Consider the following 17,040-nt stretch of genomic DNA (forward strand, 5'->3'; position numbering starts at 1 on the left):
AAATTTAGAAATAACTCAAAATATGCTCATTTGCCAATTACTGTGTCCTGCTTTAAAATATGATTTACAAGCCATGCAGTTAAGAAATCCAGCAGCTTTAATAGGGCATCCTTCTGATTATTATCAATATGTTCATAATCAATGCTATTTATTTTTTCAATAAAATCATTGTGTTCTACCTTGTGTGACAAAAATTTTTTGTATCCAATGCTTTTCATATATTCTTCTTCGTGATTAAAATGATATTTTGTGTAATCTTTTAATTCATTGATTACCTTCAATATGTAGTCATACATATCTTCTATAAATTGGTTTGTCAACAAATCATAACATTCATTTGCTATAGCAAATAGCTTTGTGTGTTCCTCATCAATAAAATCAATTCCGGTAAAATATTCTGGTTTCATTTCATACATAGTCATCCCACCTATTCTGTAAAGTATTTTTATGAATTATATATGCCTAATTTGCTTGGTAAAATGTCTTATCACATTTTAATGCTGCATTATAGGCAGTGGAGTAATACTTAAATATTATTCAAACTGTAGAAACTCAATATACAGAGTAACCAGTTTAGTATCAATTTAAATATTGCTTTCTAATGAGTTGTTACTATTTTACACTATAATAATCAATTTTGTAAAGTTAGATAAATGTAAAGGTGTTAATATTCGATCTATTAAATTAGCTTATTAAATAGGTGTTCAAATTTAAATATGGTTTGATGATGAAACTACTAAAAAGTATATTTGCTGCTTACATGATGAACTTTCTAGTATCAAAAAACTTAAGCGTTTTGGTCAATATGTATGATATTTACTTTTGAGTTATTTCAGTTAATAGTGGTTCATTTCTCATAACTCTAAAATGCAATTTATACTATAAATTATATGAAATATTTATAGTATAAATCTAATGTGTTAAATGGTAGCATTTAGTTGTAACATTAAGTTATTTACAATTATAGCAGATTTGGTTTCAGGGGGTAAAAGATGCGGCAATCAATAGTACTAAATACTGAGAAGGTTACGATAAAAAAGAAAAAGAAAAATGCTGAAGGAAAAAAAATGTTCCTTTACATATTACCGTTCTTAATTTTGTCCTTTGCATTTTCATATTTTCCATTGTATGGATGGGTTTATGCTTTCTTTGATTATAAGCCGCCGCTGAACTTATCTCAATGTGATTTCGTAGGGCTGAAATGGTTCAAAATGTTGTTTACAAATTCGACACAGATAAAGCAGCTTGCAAAAGTAATGACTAATACCTTTGCTATAAGTGGCTTAGGATTAGCTACTTCCTTTTTGCCTGTGTTTTTTGCCATTTTGCTCAATGAAATTAAAGTCAAATGGTTTAAAAGAACAGTTCAGACTTTAACTACACTTCCTAACTTTATCAGTTGGGTTATGGTGTTCTCAGCGGCATTCAGCTTATTTTCTGCGACTGGCATGGTAAATTCCTTTTTAATAGACTTGGGAATTATCACAGAGCCAATTAAATTTTTAGACAGTGATTCCCATACATGGCTCGCTATGCTACTTTGGAGTACTTGGAAGGGCTTAGGATGGGGAGCCATTATGTATCTTGCAGCCATTGCTGGTATTGATCAAGAGTTGTATGAGGCAGCAAGGGTTGATGGTGCTGGACGTTTTAGATTGATGATACATATTACACTACCTGCATTGATGCCTACCTTCTTTGTATTGGCAATGCTGTCAATAGCCAATTTCCTTAACAATGGATTGGATCAATATTATGTATTTCAAAATTCATTTAATAAACAGCATATTCAGGTTCTTGATTTATATGTGTACAATATTGGAATAGGCGGAGGTAATAGTCCTTCACTGGCAACGGCAATTGGAATGTTAAAGAGTATTGTCAGCATTACACTGTTAGCGGGAGTAAACTTATTATCTAAGAAGGTACGCGGTGAATCTATTATTTAGCAGCATAAAGTCAATTGCTATAGGCGAATTTGAAACTGTCCCTATAATTTAGAAAGGAAATGTGATGATTTCAATGTCTAAAAAAAATAAACTTACAACAAATGATATAATATTTTCAGTTGTTAATTATACTGTATTTACTTTAATTACAATACTTTGTATATATCCTTTTTATTACTTGGTTATTAATACAATTAGTGCAAATGACTTAAGCGCAAATGGTGCAATTAATTTTTTGCCTAAACAGATACATTTTAAAAATTACATAGAAGTATTCAAATTAAAAGGGTTACTACCTGCTGCGGGTATATCTTTAGCAAGAACAGCAATCGGAACCTCATTAACTGTGCTGGTTTCTGGATTTTTAGGATTTATGTTTACCCAGCACAAAATGTGGGCTAGAAAGTTTTGGTACCGATTTATTGTTATTACGATGTATTTCAATGCTGGATTGATTCCTATGTTTATAACCATGGATACTCTGCATCTTACAAACAATTTCTTAGTGTACATTCTTCCGGCTATTGTACAGCCATTTAATATCATACTTGCAAAAACTTATATAGAATCTATACCAACTTCACTTCAGGAAGCAGCAGAGATGGATGGCGCAGGTATTATTACTGTGTTTAGTAAAGTCATTTTGCCAACTAGTAAACCCATTTTGGCTACTATTGCAATCTTTTCGGCTGTAGCACAATGGAATTCTTTTCAGGATACTTTGATTTATGTAACGGATCAAAAATTATATTCTTTGCAATACTTGCTATATTGCTATATTAATCAAGCAAATTCTCTGAAAGCTTTGATTATGAACAGTATGGGGTCATCCAATAATTTAATGGTTTTAGCAACTCAGCAGACACCAACTTCTATCCGAATGACAGTAACTGTTATAGTAGTATTGCCAATATTATTTGTTTACCCAATCTTCCAAAAATATTTTGTAAAAGGTATTATGATTGGGGCTGTTAAGGGTTAATAAAGAGCAAAACAAAATAAATGAATATTATTTATTTTGCTAATTATAAGTATTTTTATTAAAGTAGGAGGATTAAGAAATGAAAAAGAAGTTATTGAGTGTGTTATTATCTGGAATACTAATGACATCAGTGCTTGTTGGCTGCGGTGATACGTCTGCAGACAAAGCTGAAAACAAAACAGCGCCGAAAACAGTAGACAGCACAGCAACTGGGGCCGCTAAATATCCAGAGTTTCTCACTGTTGATGTATTTGACAGCTTAGCAAATTATCAGGGGATAATGTCAGGCTGGTATGCAAAAATAGTAAAAGAAAAATTCAACATGGAACTTAATATAATAGCACCTAATGTGGCAGGCGGTGGTGATACTTTGTTCCAGACACGTTCTGCTGCGGGAGAATTGGGAGATTTAATTATTATTAGTGCAGAAAGCGGCAGAATGCAAGATGTTGTTACAGCAGGTTTATTATATGATGTTACAGATTTGTTTGCGTCAAGAAAAAATATATCAAAATATAAAGCAGCAATAGATTCATTAAATAGCATGGTTGATGGAGACAGAGTTTATGGAATTCCAGCGTCTGTTTCTGAGCAGCCTGCTACAACGCCTTCAGAAGGTCTTGATTTAACATTTGGTCCATATGTTCGTTGGGATGCATACAAGTTAGCAGGATATCCTCAAATCAAAACATTAGAGGATTTGCTGCCAGTTTTTAAAGCAATGCAGAAGGCAGTACCAACTAGTAAATCAGGGAAAAAGACATATGCTATCTCATTATTTAAAGATTGGGACGGCAACATGATGTGTATGGCAAAACAGCCAACTTGTCTGTATGGATATGATGAGTTGGGATTTGTATTAGCAAAGGCAGATGGTTCTGATTATCAGAGTATTATTGATTCAGATTCAATGTATAGCAGAGTGTTGAAATTCTATTATGATGCAAATAAGGAAGGTCTTGTTGACCCTGAATCTACAACACAGAGTTACGATACTATGTACACAAAATATCAGGATGGACAAATTTTATATTCACCATGGCCATGGTTGGGTCAGTCTGCATTTAATACTCCTGAAAATAAAGCAGAAGGTAAGGGCTTTATGATTGCTCCTATTGATGATATGAAGATTTTCTCTTATGGCTGCAGACCAGTTGGAGATAAGACCTTTATGGCTATCGGAAGCAAAGCGGAAGACCCTGAAAGATTAGCGGACTTCATTGACTGGTTATACTCTCCAGAAGGAGTTCTTATATCCTGTACTCAAAACATAGGTTCAAGTGGTCCAGAAGGCTTAACTTGGGAAATGGTTGATGGTAAACCTGCTTTAACTGAATTTGGTTGGAAAGCTTTCTATGAAGGCGGTAACACTCCAGTACCTGAAGAATGGGGTGGAGGTACATGGAAAGATGGTGTTTCTGCATTAAATTTTGTTACTGTATTGCCAAGTGATATTAATCCAAATACAGGGGTTCCATATAACTATACTCTGTGGGATTCTGTATTAGAGAAGAATAAAACTGCTCTCGATGAGGATTGGCAGGCAAAGATGGGTGCTAAGACTACACTTGAATACCTAGAAAAAAATAATCAAGTACTTGTAGCTCCTGGAAGCAGCTATATAGCTCCAGCCGAGGATTCAGAAATCAAGACATTAAGAGGACAATGCAGATCCATTATTGTTGAGTACTCATGGAAAATGGTATTTGCATCAAGTGATGATGAATTCTATAGTTTACAAAAAGAGATGCAGGAAACTGTAAAGGGTCTTGGTTATGATAAAGTATTAGCAATAGACATGAAAAATGCTAAGGATCAGAATGCAGCAAGAGTAGCTGCAGCAGCTGCGTCAAAATAATTTTGTACATATAAACTATAGAAGCAATTAAAAGAGAACTTCCTAAAACTAGAGGATTATTGCTAGCCAAGAAAAAATGAGAATGTTGCGAAATAACATTTTCTGTATACTGATGTCTTGTTGCATGAAATAGTACAAAGTAGCAATATAATCTAATTGCGAAGTTCGATTAGAAATTGATGCTAGAATTAGTAGGTGAAGAACAAGTATTGTATCCGACACAGATACAGGATGTAGCTGTGAGTATTGAGCCGAGACAGGATGCCTTGGTCATACGTTCGGCTAAAGTACTTGTTTTTCACCGTAATTATTTCAGCGTCAATTTCGTGAGTGAGCATTAGATTATACTACACGGGAGTACTATTTAGGCAGTTTACTTGTTTATTTATTATTTCTTGTTTTACAACATCTCACATTGTTTTCAGACGATATTAATATCTCATGTTTGGCATACTCACTGCTGATGTAGTGTAATTTTTTAAAATTAAATTTATTTTATGCTAGGCTTTATAAAGCATAATTGAATTTGATAAATTAAATTCGATAGTAAGTTTTTTTGAAAGGATAACCATATGATAAACAGCAGCAAAATCAACAAAATAGTATATGGAGGAGACTATAATCCTGAGCAGTGGGGAGAAGATATCTGGAAAGAAGATATGCGATTGTTCTCGTTGGCAGGAATTGATATTGTAACGCTCAATGTATTTAGCTGGGCATTACTGCAGCCCAATGAAGATACCTATAATTTTGAACTTCTTGACAAAATCATGGACTTAGTAAAATCTCATGGCTTAAAAGTGTGCTTGGCTACTTCAACTGCGGCACATCCTGCATGGATGGCTAAAAAATACCCAGATATTTTGAGAACTGATTTTAATGGTATAAAGCGTAAATTTGGCGGCAGACATAATTCTTGTCCAAACAGTGTCACATATAAAAAATTCTCTGTGGCACTAGCCAAAGAATTAGCAAACCGCTATAAAAATTTTGACAATATTGTGGCTTGGCATATTTCCAATGAATACGGCGGAGAGTGCTATTGTGAAAATTGTGAAAAGGCATTTAGGTTATGGCTAAAAAACAAATATAAAACCTTAACAGAATTAAATAGGGTGTGGAATACAGCATTTTGGGGGCATACATTTTATGATTGGGATGAAATAGTACTGCCCAATATGTTAAGTGAACATTTTGAATATGATAGAACCATGTTCCAAAGTATTTCCCTTGATTATAGAAGATTCAATTCTGACAGTATATTAGAGTGTTACAAGGCTGAGTATAATGTCATTAAAACAATAACTCCTGATATTCCAATTACGACTAATTTGATGGGCTTTTATAAGCCACTGGATTATCATAAATGGGCAAAATATATGGATTTTGCATCTTGGGACAGCTACCCTGCAAATGATGCTTCTGTTGCTGATATGGCTATGAATCACGATTTGATTCGTGGATTAAAAGGAGGTATGCCTTTTGCGCTTATGGAGCAGACCCCAAGTGTTACAAACTGGTTAGCATATAATGCACTGAAACGTCCAAAGGTCATGCGGTTATGGAGCTATCAGGCAATTGCGCATGGCTCTGATACTGTTATGTTTTTTCAAATGAGAAGAAGCATTGGTGCTTGTGAAAAGCTGCATGGAGCGGTAATTGACCATGTGGGCAATGAAAACACAAGAGTATTTAGAGAGGTTGCCTCATTGGGAGAGGAATTGAAGCATTTAGGTGATAAAACTTTGGGTTTACGTTCTGATTCTAAGGTTGCATTGGTTTTTGACTGGGATAACTGGTGGGCAGTTGAATACTCTGCAGGACCAAGCTGTGAACTGAAATACCGTGATGAAGTTTTGAATTACTATACTGCACTTCATGATAGAAATATTTCGGTTGATATTATTGGTGTTGATGATGAACTTGAAAAATATGAAATAGTTATAGCACCTATTCTTTACATGACAAAGGGCAATTATGATGAGAAAATAAGAGAGTATGTATATAAAGGAGGTACTTTTATTACCACCTTTTTCAGTGGAATTGTAAATGAAAATGATTTGATTGTAACCGGTGGATATCCAGGAAAATTGAGAGATATCTTAGGAGTTTGGGTTGAAGAGACTGATGCTCTTCCAAATGGAATTGAAAATTCATTTATATTCAATAATATTAAGTATCCAGCGAAGCTGCTTTGCGATATCATGCATTTAGAAGGGGCAGAGGCTTTGAGTTTTTATCAGACTGATTTCTATCAGAACACTCCTTGCATTACAAAGAATAGCTTTGGTAAAGGCACTGCTTACTATGTCGGTACTCGTTCTGATAATAATTTCTACAGAGAATTTATGAAGGGAGTTTGCAATGAAAAGAATGTGCTGCCTGTTTGGGATACACCTAAGGAGGTAGAAGCAGTAAAAAGAATTAAAGATGGTAGGAGCTGTGTGTTTCTGCTAAATCATTCTAATGAAATTAAAACTCTTTATTCTGAAAATAATTATGTGGATTTGCTATCAAAAACAGCATACAAAAAGGGACAGAAAATTATTTTAGAAGCGAAAGAAGTTGTTATATTAGAAGCATTAGAAGTATAAGCATTCGGGAAAAAGCTGTGTTTGTTATAGTATAACTGAAGTTAGAAGTTAAATAGCATTTAACTTAACTTTTTGATATATAAAATATTAGCAATTGTTATATGTAAAATATGAGGCATTTGGCACAAAGCTTTAAAGATTTTTAGTTTAAAGTAATAGCAATTGTTTTATGGAAATGCTATTGCAACTGGTTGTTTTTAGAAAGGATAAAATTATGAGACATGAAGTAATAAAGATTCAGGTAGATGGCTCACAGCCAGATACAAAGTTATATACGTATATACTGGATAATTTTGCAGAAATACAGCAAGACAGGGTTAGACCAATTGTGGTTATTTGCCCAGGCGGAGGATATGCAATGACATCAGACCGAGAAGCGGAGGCTCTAGCTGTTAGAATTATGGCAATGGGTTATCATGCTGCAATTCTTAGATATTCATGTGCACCTTCAGTATATCCCACTGCATTGAAGGAATTAGCTATAGTGGTTTCACTCTTAAGAAAAAATGCAGAAATTTGGCATATTGATAAGGATAAAATTATTATTCAAGGCTCTTCAGCAGGAGGTCATTTGGCTGCTAGTTACGGAGTATTTTGGAAAGAGGCCTTTTTGTCAGAAGCGGTAAATGAAAGGACAGAGAATTTAAAGCCAAATGGCTTAATACTAAGTTATCCTGTTATTACTTCTGGTCAATTTGCTCATAGAGGCTCTTTTCAAAATTTACTTGGAGAACGTTATGATGAACTTGTAGACAAAATGTCACTAGAAAAGCAAGTGAATGAAGATACTCCAAAATCATTTATATGGCATACATTTCCTGATGACTGTGTACCAGTTGAAAATTCACTTCTTTTTGTAATGGCGTTAAGAGAAAAAAATATACCCACGGAGTTTCATATGTATCCAGTAGGTGGACATGGTTTGGGACTTGCTAATGAAGAAACCGCCTGCCCTAATGGGTATGGAATTCAGAAAGAATGTCAAAGCTGGATATCACTGCTTGAGGTCTGGATGGAAAACTTGTAGCACAAGTGTTTTTCATTTCTAAAGTAGAGGTGATAATGCTAAGATGACGATTAATACGAGAAATAGTACGCAAGTGCAATATATATCTAATTGCGAAGCTCGGTTAGAAATTGATGCTAGAAATAGTAGGTGAAGAACAAGCATTGTAGCCGACACAGCTTCAGGAAGTAGCTGTGAGTATTGAGTCGAGACAGGATGTCGAGTGTCATACGGTCGGCGGAAGTGCTTGTTATGAGCCGCAACTATTTCAGCATTAATTTCGTGAGCTGGCAATAGATATATACTGCACGGGAGTACTATTTAATCAGTTTCAAAGAAAGAGTGATTAGCATGTACAAGTATTTAAAAATAATAGACGATGTTATTGAAAAGGGATACTATAAGGACGATTGGGTGTCTCTGATGGATTTTGAGGTGCCAGCATGGTTTAAAAAAGCTAAGTTTGGTATATTTATTCATTGGGGAATTTACAGTGTACCTGAGTATTCTAATGAGTGGTATTCTAGAAATATGTACACCGAAGGTATGCCAGCTTTTCAACATCATATTGAAACCTATGGCAGACAAGCAGATTTCGGATACAAAGATTTTATACCGATGTTTACTGCAAAAAAGTTTAATCCTAAGGAATGGGCAAGATTATTAAAGGAGTCAGGAGCAAAGTATGTGTTCCCAGTAGCTGAGCATCACGATGGGTTTCAGATGTATAAAAGTTCAATTTCTCACTTTAATTCATACGAAATGGGACCAAAGAGGGATGTGCTGGGAGAACTTAAAGAAGCTTTAGAGCAGGAAGGACTTGTTTTCTGTACATCGTCCCATCGTGCAGAGCATTGGTTTTTTATGGGCAATGGAAAAAAATTTGACAGTGATGTTAAAGAACCCTTAAAGCGAGGGGATTTTTATTGGCCTGCAATGCCAGAACCTGATTTTCAAGATTTGCTTAGTGAACCGTATCCCAATGAAGAATTTCTGCAGGACTGGTTAGTTCGAACTTGTGAAATAATTGATGAATACAAACCAAAAATTTTATATTTTGATTGGTGGATTCAGCACGTAGCATTTGAACCCTACCTTCGAAAACTGGTAGCTTATTATTACAACAGGGGACTTGAGTGGGGAGAAAAGGTTGCGGTATGTTACAAGCATGATGCATTGATGTTTGGAAGTGGTATTGTAGAGTTAGAACGTGGCAAGTTTGCCAATCCCAAGCCTTTTTACTGGCAAACAGATACTGCGGTAGCCAGGAATTCTTGGTGCTACACCGATTCCTTGGATTACAAAACTTCTGTTGAAATTATATGTGATTTGATTGATGTAGTAAGTAAAAATGGAAATATGCTGCTTAATATAGGTCCTAGAGCAGATGGCTCAATTCCAAAGACTGATGCACAAATACTAAAGGAAATCGGGGAATGGCTGAAAGTAAATGGTGAAGCAATTTATAATACTAAGGTATGGCGAAAATCTTCAGAAGGTCCTACAAAGGAAATTGAAGGACAATTCAGCGATAATGAAGCTAAGAAATATACAAGAGAAGATATTCGCTTTACTGTATCGGGAAAATGTATATATGCTGCAGTATTAAATTATCCCGAGGATGGTAAGGTAATTATTAAGTCGCTGGCAGAATCCGTCAATCAGAATATACCTGAATTTCACGGTATTATTAATTCTGTAAGTATACTTGGATTTGATGAAAAGCCAATTTGGAAACGAAATACGCAAGGATTATCCATTGAAACTAAGACAGTTAAAAGTGATTATCCTGTAGTATTCAAAATTCAAATTAAATAGCCAGCGCATACACAGGCATAATTTATCTTAAATAGCCAGCGCTTACAGGCATAATTTATCTTAAATAGCCAGCACATACACAGGCATAATTTATCTTAAATAGCTAGCGCTTACAGGCATAATTTATCTTAAATAGCTAGTGCATACGTACATAATTCAGATGTTCTAGCTTTTAAAAATCAAAAAAACTTATTTGGGTTCTGAATTGCAGCAGCACCAATACATAATCTGTTTTTTAATGTTAATGTTGTCTTCTGCAAGAATTGCCGTGCTATATACGAATATGAATTTGTTTTAATTTAAATTTTAATGTTACGTTCAAAATGTTGGTGCTTCATTTTGAACGTACACTGAAATTTATGACGAATATTTACATACAGGCAAGCAGTGTCAAGTATTGTTTCTTTTGCGGAATTCAGCGGGGCTTTCTCCAACATATTTCTTGAACTTCTTATGGAAGTAGTCCACATTCTTGTAGCCAACAAGTTCTGAAATTTCGTAAACCTTTAAATTTTTCTGCAGCAATAGCTCTTTTGAATGGTTTATTCTTACATGGTCAATGTATGAATTAAAGTTTTCTCCCATTTTCTTATTGAATATTTTCCCAAGGTAGGAGCTGTTATAGCCAAATAACGGCGCAATAGTTTCCAATTTAATGTTTTCTCTATAATTATGATTAATATAGTAAACAATATCATCTAATATACTGTCACTAGAAAAATTACCAATTGCATTTATTATCATCTCAAATTGCTCTGAAAAGAAAAGTATAATTTCATATAGATAATACTTTCTTTCAATAAAATCAATAACTGATGAATTTGTTGGGAATGGAATATCTATTGTGCTGTAAATATGGTTTATATTTTCTTTAATTTGAAGATAAATATCAGTTAAAAAAAGTTTAATATTAGATATATTTGTATTTGCAAAATATAAGTTCCTTTTCAGCGCAGACAAGGTATCGGCTATCATTCTTCGGTTAAAGCTTTGGATATAGTTTGTTAATAGTCTGCAGTATTCAGTGGATTGGGCTTCATTTATTTCAAAGAAGCTATCATCCCATTTTGGAAGCTGCTCATAGCCGATGGTATGCTGATTTTCTTCACAGAAAAAACGTCGGCTCATTAAGTTTAGAGCATCTTCATAGGAATAATGAATATCCTCAACACTGGTAACCTTACGACCGTAGGCAATAAATAACGAATCCAAAGGAGAACCTTTCTGAGGATTTGTCTCATAATGATTTAGAAAGGTATGGAAATGATTAAGTGTAAAGGTTCCTTTTAAAAGTATAATGTCTTTTTCATGAATTTTTATATGTTCAAAGGAATTATTCCCTTGATTGGTTACTTTCAGCAGGTCTGCAAAATCGTAAATAAGGTTGTAGGTATTCTGATTGTAGTTCTCATAAATTACCACTTGGTACTCATTAGCTGACAGCCTGATTTCTTCAAGATTAATGCCTGAAACGTCACCTGTATTCAGCAGGATATCGCGCAATATAGTGTATCTTGCCTTTTCACGATATTGAATCAGCGTATTGGCATTCATTCGCTCTTTTTGAATATTTTCTTTTACAGTATGTACCGCATTATATAGTTCGTCTTCGTCAATAGGCTTTGTAATATAAAATTCAACACCATAGCGAATTGCAGTTTGGGCATATTTAAAATCGGAAAAGCCGCTTAATATAATAAAATGACCTTTAAAGCCCTGTTCTCTGGCAAACTGTATTACTTGGGTTCCTTGCAATTTGGGCATACGTATGTCCATAAGAACAACATCAGGATTTAGTTTTATAATACTATTTAGTGCATCTTCACCGTTATTTGCTTCCCCGCAAATTGTAAATCCAAGTTCGTCCCAATTAATAAGATGTTTTAACCCTTCACATATTACTGATTCATCATCTGCAATAAAAACTTTCATTTTAAATTATTCCTCCATCATATTAAGTAAGGGAAGTGTAAGTGACACAAGAGTTCCTTCAAAAGGAGTGCTCTTGATTTCCATTCCGTAAGCTTCTCCATAAAATAATTTAATTCTTTTATTAATATTATAAAGTCCAATGCTAGATGTAGACTTCTTTTCATATACATGAATACTGTTATTAAGGCTTTCTAATTCCTCTTTAGTCATTCCAAGTCCATTGTCAAAGATATCAATTAGTAAAAGTTCATCATCTTTTGTTGTGACATTTATAACAATCTGCCCATTGTTTTCTGTGCCTTCAAGGCCATGCAGTATGGCATTTTCAACTATTGGTTGTAATAAAAGAGGAAGAATTTGACATTCTTCTAAATTTATATTCTCTGCTACATTTAAGGTATAATTAACACGGTCACTGAATCTAAGCTTTTGTATTGTCAGATAAATTGATATGTAATCCAGTTCTTTTTTTAAGGTGGTGGATGAAGTACCTGTGTTTTCTAAAACATAGTGCATAGATTTCCCTAATAATTTAATTACATTAGCTACTTCTTTATTTCCAGCTGCAAGAGCTTTCATACGTATGGTTTCCAATGTATTATACAAAAAATGTGGATTTATCTGGCTTGCCAGCATTTTGAATTCCATTTTTTGCTGCTGGTTTTTCAAGTCCTGTTCCTGTATTTTTGCTTCATACATTTGGGCATCCATCTTCTGAATGTTTTGTATCATAACCTTAAGGTCTGAATAAACTTCAGACAATTCATCTTCTCCTCTTATATTGTCTAGTATATGATAATTACCCTTGCTAACCTTATGCATTTCTTCCCGAAGTGTAATAATACGAGTGCTGAAATTATTTGTAAAATGTTTAATTAAAAAGAAAGGCAATGCTGAAGCCAACAGCATTATGGCAGCACATAATATAATTATATTGTTAACGTCGGGGAAAGCATTAAAATCTAAAGTAGATATATAAATCCTATCTTTAGATGCATATGGAAGCAGGGTAGATATACTTGCCATGCTCTTCTTGTTTTCGTAGTACAGTTCACCTGAATATTGATATTGACTTTTTTCATAGTCTATGGGTATTGTCAGATATTCTCCCGATAAATTTCTTTGTGTACTGAAAAAAACAGGATCTCTATTTACTGATACTGTATTAAACAGGGAAGTATTCTGTACTCTGTTTTTTAAATAATTGTTACTGATTGTAATTTTTAAAACGGCATATTCTTTAGTTGATATTATTGGAATTCGCCTAATCAGACTTAACTCCTGAGAAATATGATTCCAGTAGTCAAGGGAACTTAAGCTTTTCCAAGTAATATCAGCACTATTTATTGCCTGTTGATACCATTCATTTTTTTCTATCTCTTTAGTTACAGGTATTATAGAAGCATATTGTATTATTGAATCATATTTATATATTGTTGGATTGTTTGTGTAAATCTTGATGGAGGATATATATGTATTTCTATTTATATAATTCTTTAGCTTAGTGTAATTGCTGCAACTTTTGTCAGCCTCTTGTTTACTGTTGTAGCGGGTTGCTAAAAGCTTCTGCAAATCTCTGTCCATAAAAAGCTCATCAGAAATATTATATACTGAGGTTGTTACTTCAAATAAAATTGATTTAACACGGAGGTTATCTGCTGAAATTTGATTTTGATAATGATTCAGCAATAGTGTTCTGGTGTAAAATAATAAGAAAAAACCAATGATTAGGATTGGTATTAAAATAGCACTACAATATATGAAGTATAATTGTTTTTTTACCTTCCTATATGGAAATATCTTGCTAAAAGCAGTTAATATCTTCATAATCATATCTCTTTCCATAAATTTATATTATTAAATGTTTACGCGTTATAGTAAAAAAAGATTAGTGTAAAATATACTGAATTGACCATTTTTGCAATATACTATATTGTAACATAATTAGCTAAAATAGTCTCAGATTTTGTAAAAAATGATAGCGCTTTTGCTCCTCTATATTATTGTTCAGTTTACTATTAAACTGGCTAATTCAAATATTGGTTTCTATTATTTATTAATGGGTTGACGTCAAAAAAACACTGAAAATGAAAGTGTATTAACTAGAATAATTAAGGTATTTTAGTTCTTAGTTATGTATTATAATTACTGGTAAGTTATATGGGAAAGGAGCAAAATTCATAATGAAATTTAGCAATGGATGCTGGCTGCAAAAAGAAGGAACAGAATGTTTCTCACCCCAACAGGTTTATAATGCAAAAATTGAAAAGGACTGCGTAACGCTTTGTGCTCCAACTTATCAGATTAAGCATAGAGGAGATACATTAGGAGGAGTAAATTTAACAATAAGGATTTCTTCTCCAATGCCTGAGGTTATCAGAGTTCAGACTTACCATTACATGGGAGTTGTATCGAAAACACCTGAATTTGAACTATTCTATGATGAAAATAACAATATACAAACTATAGAAAATGATAATGAAATTATTATATCAAGCGGAAGTTTAAGTCTTGTTATAAATAAACAAAACTGGTCCATGATTTATAAAAGAGATGATGAACAGCTGGCTAAGAGCGCATGGCGAGACTTAGCTTATATGAAGACAGACTGGAGAGGCCTCGCATATGATAAGGGTGGCCTTGAAAACACATACATGCGCCAGCAGTTAAGTATTTCTGTAGGAGAATTGATTTATGGATTAGGAGAGCGTTTCACTCCATTTGTTAAGAATGGGCAAACTGTTGATATTTGGAATGCTGATGGAGGTACGTCTACAGAGCAGTCCTATAAGAATATTCCATTTTATATTACTAATAAGGGATACGGTGTATTTGTTAACCACCCAGAAAAGGTTTCTTTCGAAATAGGAACAGAGAATGTAACAAAGGTTGAATTCAGTGTTCCTGGAGAATATTTTGATTACTTCTTTATTAATGGACCTACAATGAAGGATGTATTGACTAGATATACAGATTTAACTGGTAAGCCGTCTTTGCCTGCACCTTGGACTTTTGGGCTATGGTTATCTACTTCGTTTACCACAAATTACGATGAAGAAACGGTTACAGATTTTGTAGACGGTATGATTTCAAGAGGAATTCCTCTGCGTGTATTCCACTTTGATTGCTTCTGGATGAGGGAGTTTTGCTGGTCGGATTTCACTTGGGATAACCGTGTTTTCCCTGATCCAGTTGGTATGCTTAGACGACTAAAAGAAAAGGGCTTAAAAATATGTGTATGGATTAACCCTTATATTGGTCAGGAATCAATTCTATTTAAAGAGGGCGTAGAAGGCGGATACTTTATTAAACGTCCTAACGGAGACGTATGGCAGTGGGATATGTGGCAGCCAGGTATGGCAATTGTTGACTTCACAAATCCTAAGGCTTGTAAATGGTTTAGTGATAAGCTGGAAGCATTATTGGATATGGGCGTGGACTGCTTTAAAACAGACTTCGGTGAAAGGATTCCTACCGACGTGGTTTATTTTGATGGCTCTGATCCCATCAAAATGCATAATTATTATACATACTTGTACAATAAGACGGTATATGATTTGCTGGAGAAGAAGCGTGGTAAAGGAGAAGCAATATTGTTTGCCAGATCAGCAACTGTGGGAGGACAAAAATTCCCTGTTCACTGGGGAGGAGATTGCTGGTCGGATTATGAATCCATGGAAGAGAGCCTGCGTGGTGGCCTATCATTAATGATGTCTGGATTTGGTTATTGGAGTCATGATATTGGTGGATTTGAACATACTTCTACACCTGATGTATATAAACGATGGGCTGCATTTGGTTTATTATCTTCCCACAGCCGTTTACATGGAAGCACCTCGTACCGTGTGCCATGGGTTTATGACGAAGAAGCAGTGGATGTAGTACGTTTCTTTACAAAATTAAAAGCGTCACTAATGCCCTATTTATTTAAAACAGCTGTTGAAACCTCTAAATCTGGTATTCCAACTATGAGAAGCATGGTTCTTGAGTTTACTGAAGACAGGAATTGTCATTACCTAGATAAGCAGTATATGCTCGGTGATGCGCTTTTGGTATCTCCTATATTTAACAGTAATAGCATGGCCGAATATTATTTGCCTGAAGGAATATGGACAAATTTCTTTACTGGCGAAAAAGTGGAAGGCTCAAAATGGATAAAAGAGAAGCACAGCTACTTAAGTATTCCGCTTATGGTTAGAGAAAACTCAATAATTGCAGTGGGTGCCCATGACGATAGAGCCGATTATGACTATGGTGATGGCGTTCAGCTAAGGGTTTATCAATTAGTAGAAGGAAAAACCGCCGAAACAGTAGTTTACAATATGGACGGTACTAAAGATTTAGAAGCCTCCATTCTTAAAAAAGACGGTAAAATTACTGTAAGGGTGAAGGCAAAGAAAGCCTACAGTATTTGTTTTGTAAATGAAACTAATATAAAAGCTTCCGATGCAGAAATAATCTATAGTGGGAAGGATACAGTTATTAAGCCCAAAAATGGAGTGTTAGAAATTGTTTGCACAATAAAATAATTTTTTGTACAAAATAATTTATGATTATAGCCGGATAAATTGTAGTACTGGTTTAATGGTATCTCCATACAAAATAATATAAATGGGTTACTACTAAGAATTTGTTGAATTTGTATTGGTTCATAATAGTTAAATACCACATTTTAGCATCTATGATGCATTGTTTTGAGGGACAGTTGCAAAACAAAACTATCTGAATACAATAACTTATTGTAAGAAGTAGTACGCGAGTGCAATATATATCTAGTTGCGAAGCTTGATTAGAAATTGATGCTAGAAATGATAGGTAAAGAACAAGTATTGTAGCCGAAACAGCGGAAGTACTTGTTATGCACCGCAATTATTTCAGTGTCAAATTCGGGAGCAAGCAAT

At 34.2% G+C, this 17,040-nt stretch carries 10 protein-coding genes; 7 read left to right on the forward strand and 3 right to left on the reverse strand.

The features are described from left to right. Positions 1-26: 26 nt before the first annotated feature. On the reverse strand, positions 27-416 hold the full coding sequence (locus tag EHE19_RS08600; protein ID WP_137696330.1) for a bacteriohemerythrin: 390 nt from the start codon (positions 414-416) through the stop codon (positions 27-29). Positions 417-992: 576 nt separating this feature from the next. On the opposite strand from EHE19_RS08600, the gene EHE19_RS08605 reads away from it, so the two are divergent. The 6 genes from EHE19_RS08605 to EHE19_RS08630 all read left to right on the forward strand — a co-directional run bounded on the left by EHE19_RS08605 (position 993) and on the right by EHE19_RS08630 (position 10,207). Beyond that, complete coding sequence (locus EHE19_RS08605; protein WP_137696329.1) at positions 993-1,949, forward strand: ABC transporter permease; 957 nt, start codon at positions 993-995, stop codon at positions 1,947-1,949. 73 nt (positions 1,950-2,022) lie between these two features. After that, a complete protein-coding gene (locus tag EHE19_RS08610; RefSeq protein WP_342343342.1) occupies positions 2,023-2,931 on the forward strand; it encodes a carbohydrate ABC transporter permease in 909 nt (302 codons plus the stop codon). Between the two features lie 79 nt (positions 2,932-3,010). Beyond that, entirely contained in the window at positions 3,011-4,789 is a 1,779-nt protein-coding gene (locus tag EHE19_RS08615) for an extracellular solute-binding protein (RefSeq protein ID WP_137696327.1), read from the forward strand. Between the two features lie 572 nt (positions 4,790-5,361). Continuing rightward, positions 5,362-7,383 carry a beta-galactosidase gene (locus tag EHE19_RS08620; RefSeq protein ID WP_137696326.1) on the forward strand — a complete coding sequence of 674 codons (2,022 nt, stop codon included), beginning with the start codon at positions 5,362-5,364 and terminating at the stop codon, positions 7,381-7,383. A 214-nt stretch (positions 7,384-7,597) separates the two neighbouring features. After that, positions 7,598-8,410, forward strand: coding sequence for an alpha/beta hydrolase (locus EHE19_RS08625; RefSeq protein WP_137696325.1), 813 nt, complete (start codon positions 7,598-7,600; stop codon positions 8,408-8,410). Between the two features lie 330 nt (positions 8,411-8,740). Beyond that, complete coding sequence (locus EHE19_RS08630; protein ID WP_137696324.1) at positions 8,741-10,207, forward strand: alpha-L-fucosidase; 1,467 nt, start codon at positions 8,741-8,743, stop codon at positions 10,205-10,207. A 390-nt stretch (positions 10,208-10,597) separates the two neighbouring features. Here EHE19_RS08630 and EHE19_RS08635 read toward each other — a convergent pair whose 3' ends face one another. Further along, the gene (locus EHE19_RS08635; protein WP_137696323.1) at positions 10,598-12,139 is read right to left on the reverse strand and encodes a response regulator transcription factor; all 1,542 of its coding nucleotides are present in this window, start codon (positions 12,137-12,139) and stop codon (positions 10,598-10,600) included. A gap of 6 nt (positions 12,140-12,145) precedes the next feature. Continuing rightward, positions 12,146-13,723: a sensor histidine kinase gene (locus EHE19_RS08640; RefSeq protein ID WP_171003497.1), complete on the reverse strand. Its 1,578-nt coding sequence runs from the start codon at positions 13,721-13,723 to the stop codon at positions 12,146-12,148. Between the two features lie 599 nt (positions 13,724-14,322). On the opposite strand from EHE19_RS08640, the gene yicI reads away from it, so the two are divergent. Next, complete coding sequence (gene yicI, locus EHE19_RS08645; RefSeq protein ID WP_137696321.1) at positions 14,323-16,668, forward strand: alpha-xylosidase; 2,346 nt, start codon at positions 14,323-14,325, stop codon at positions 16,666-16,668. Positions 16,669-17,040: the final 372 nt, after the last annotated feature.

The organism is Ruminiclostridium herbifermentans (genome assembly GCF_005473905.2).
In the GTDB taxonomy this organism is placed as follows: Bacteria; Bacillota; Clostridia; order Acetivibrionales; family DSM-1351; genus Ruminiclostridium; species Ruminiclostridium herbifermentans.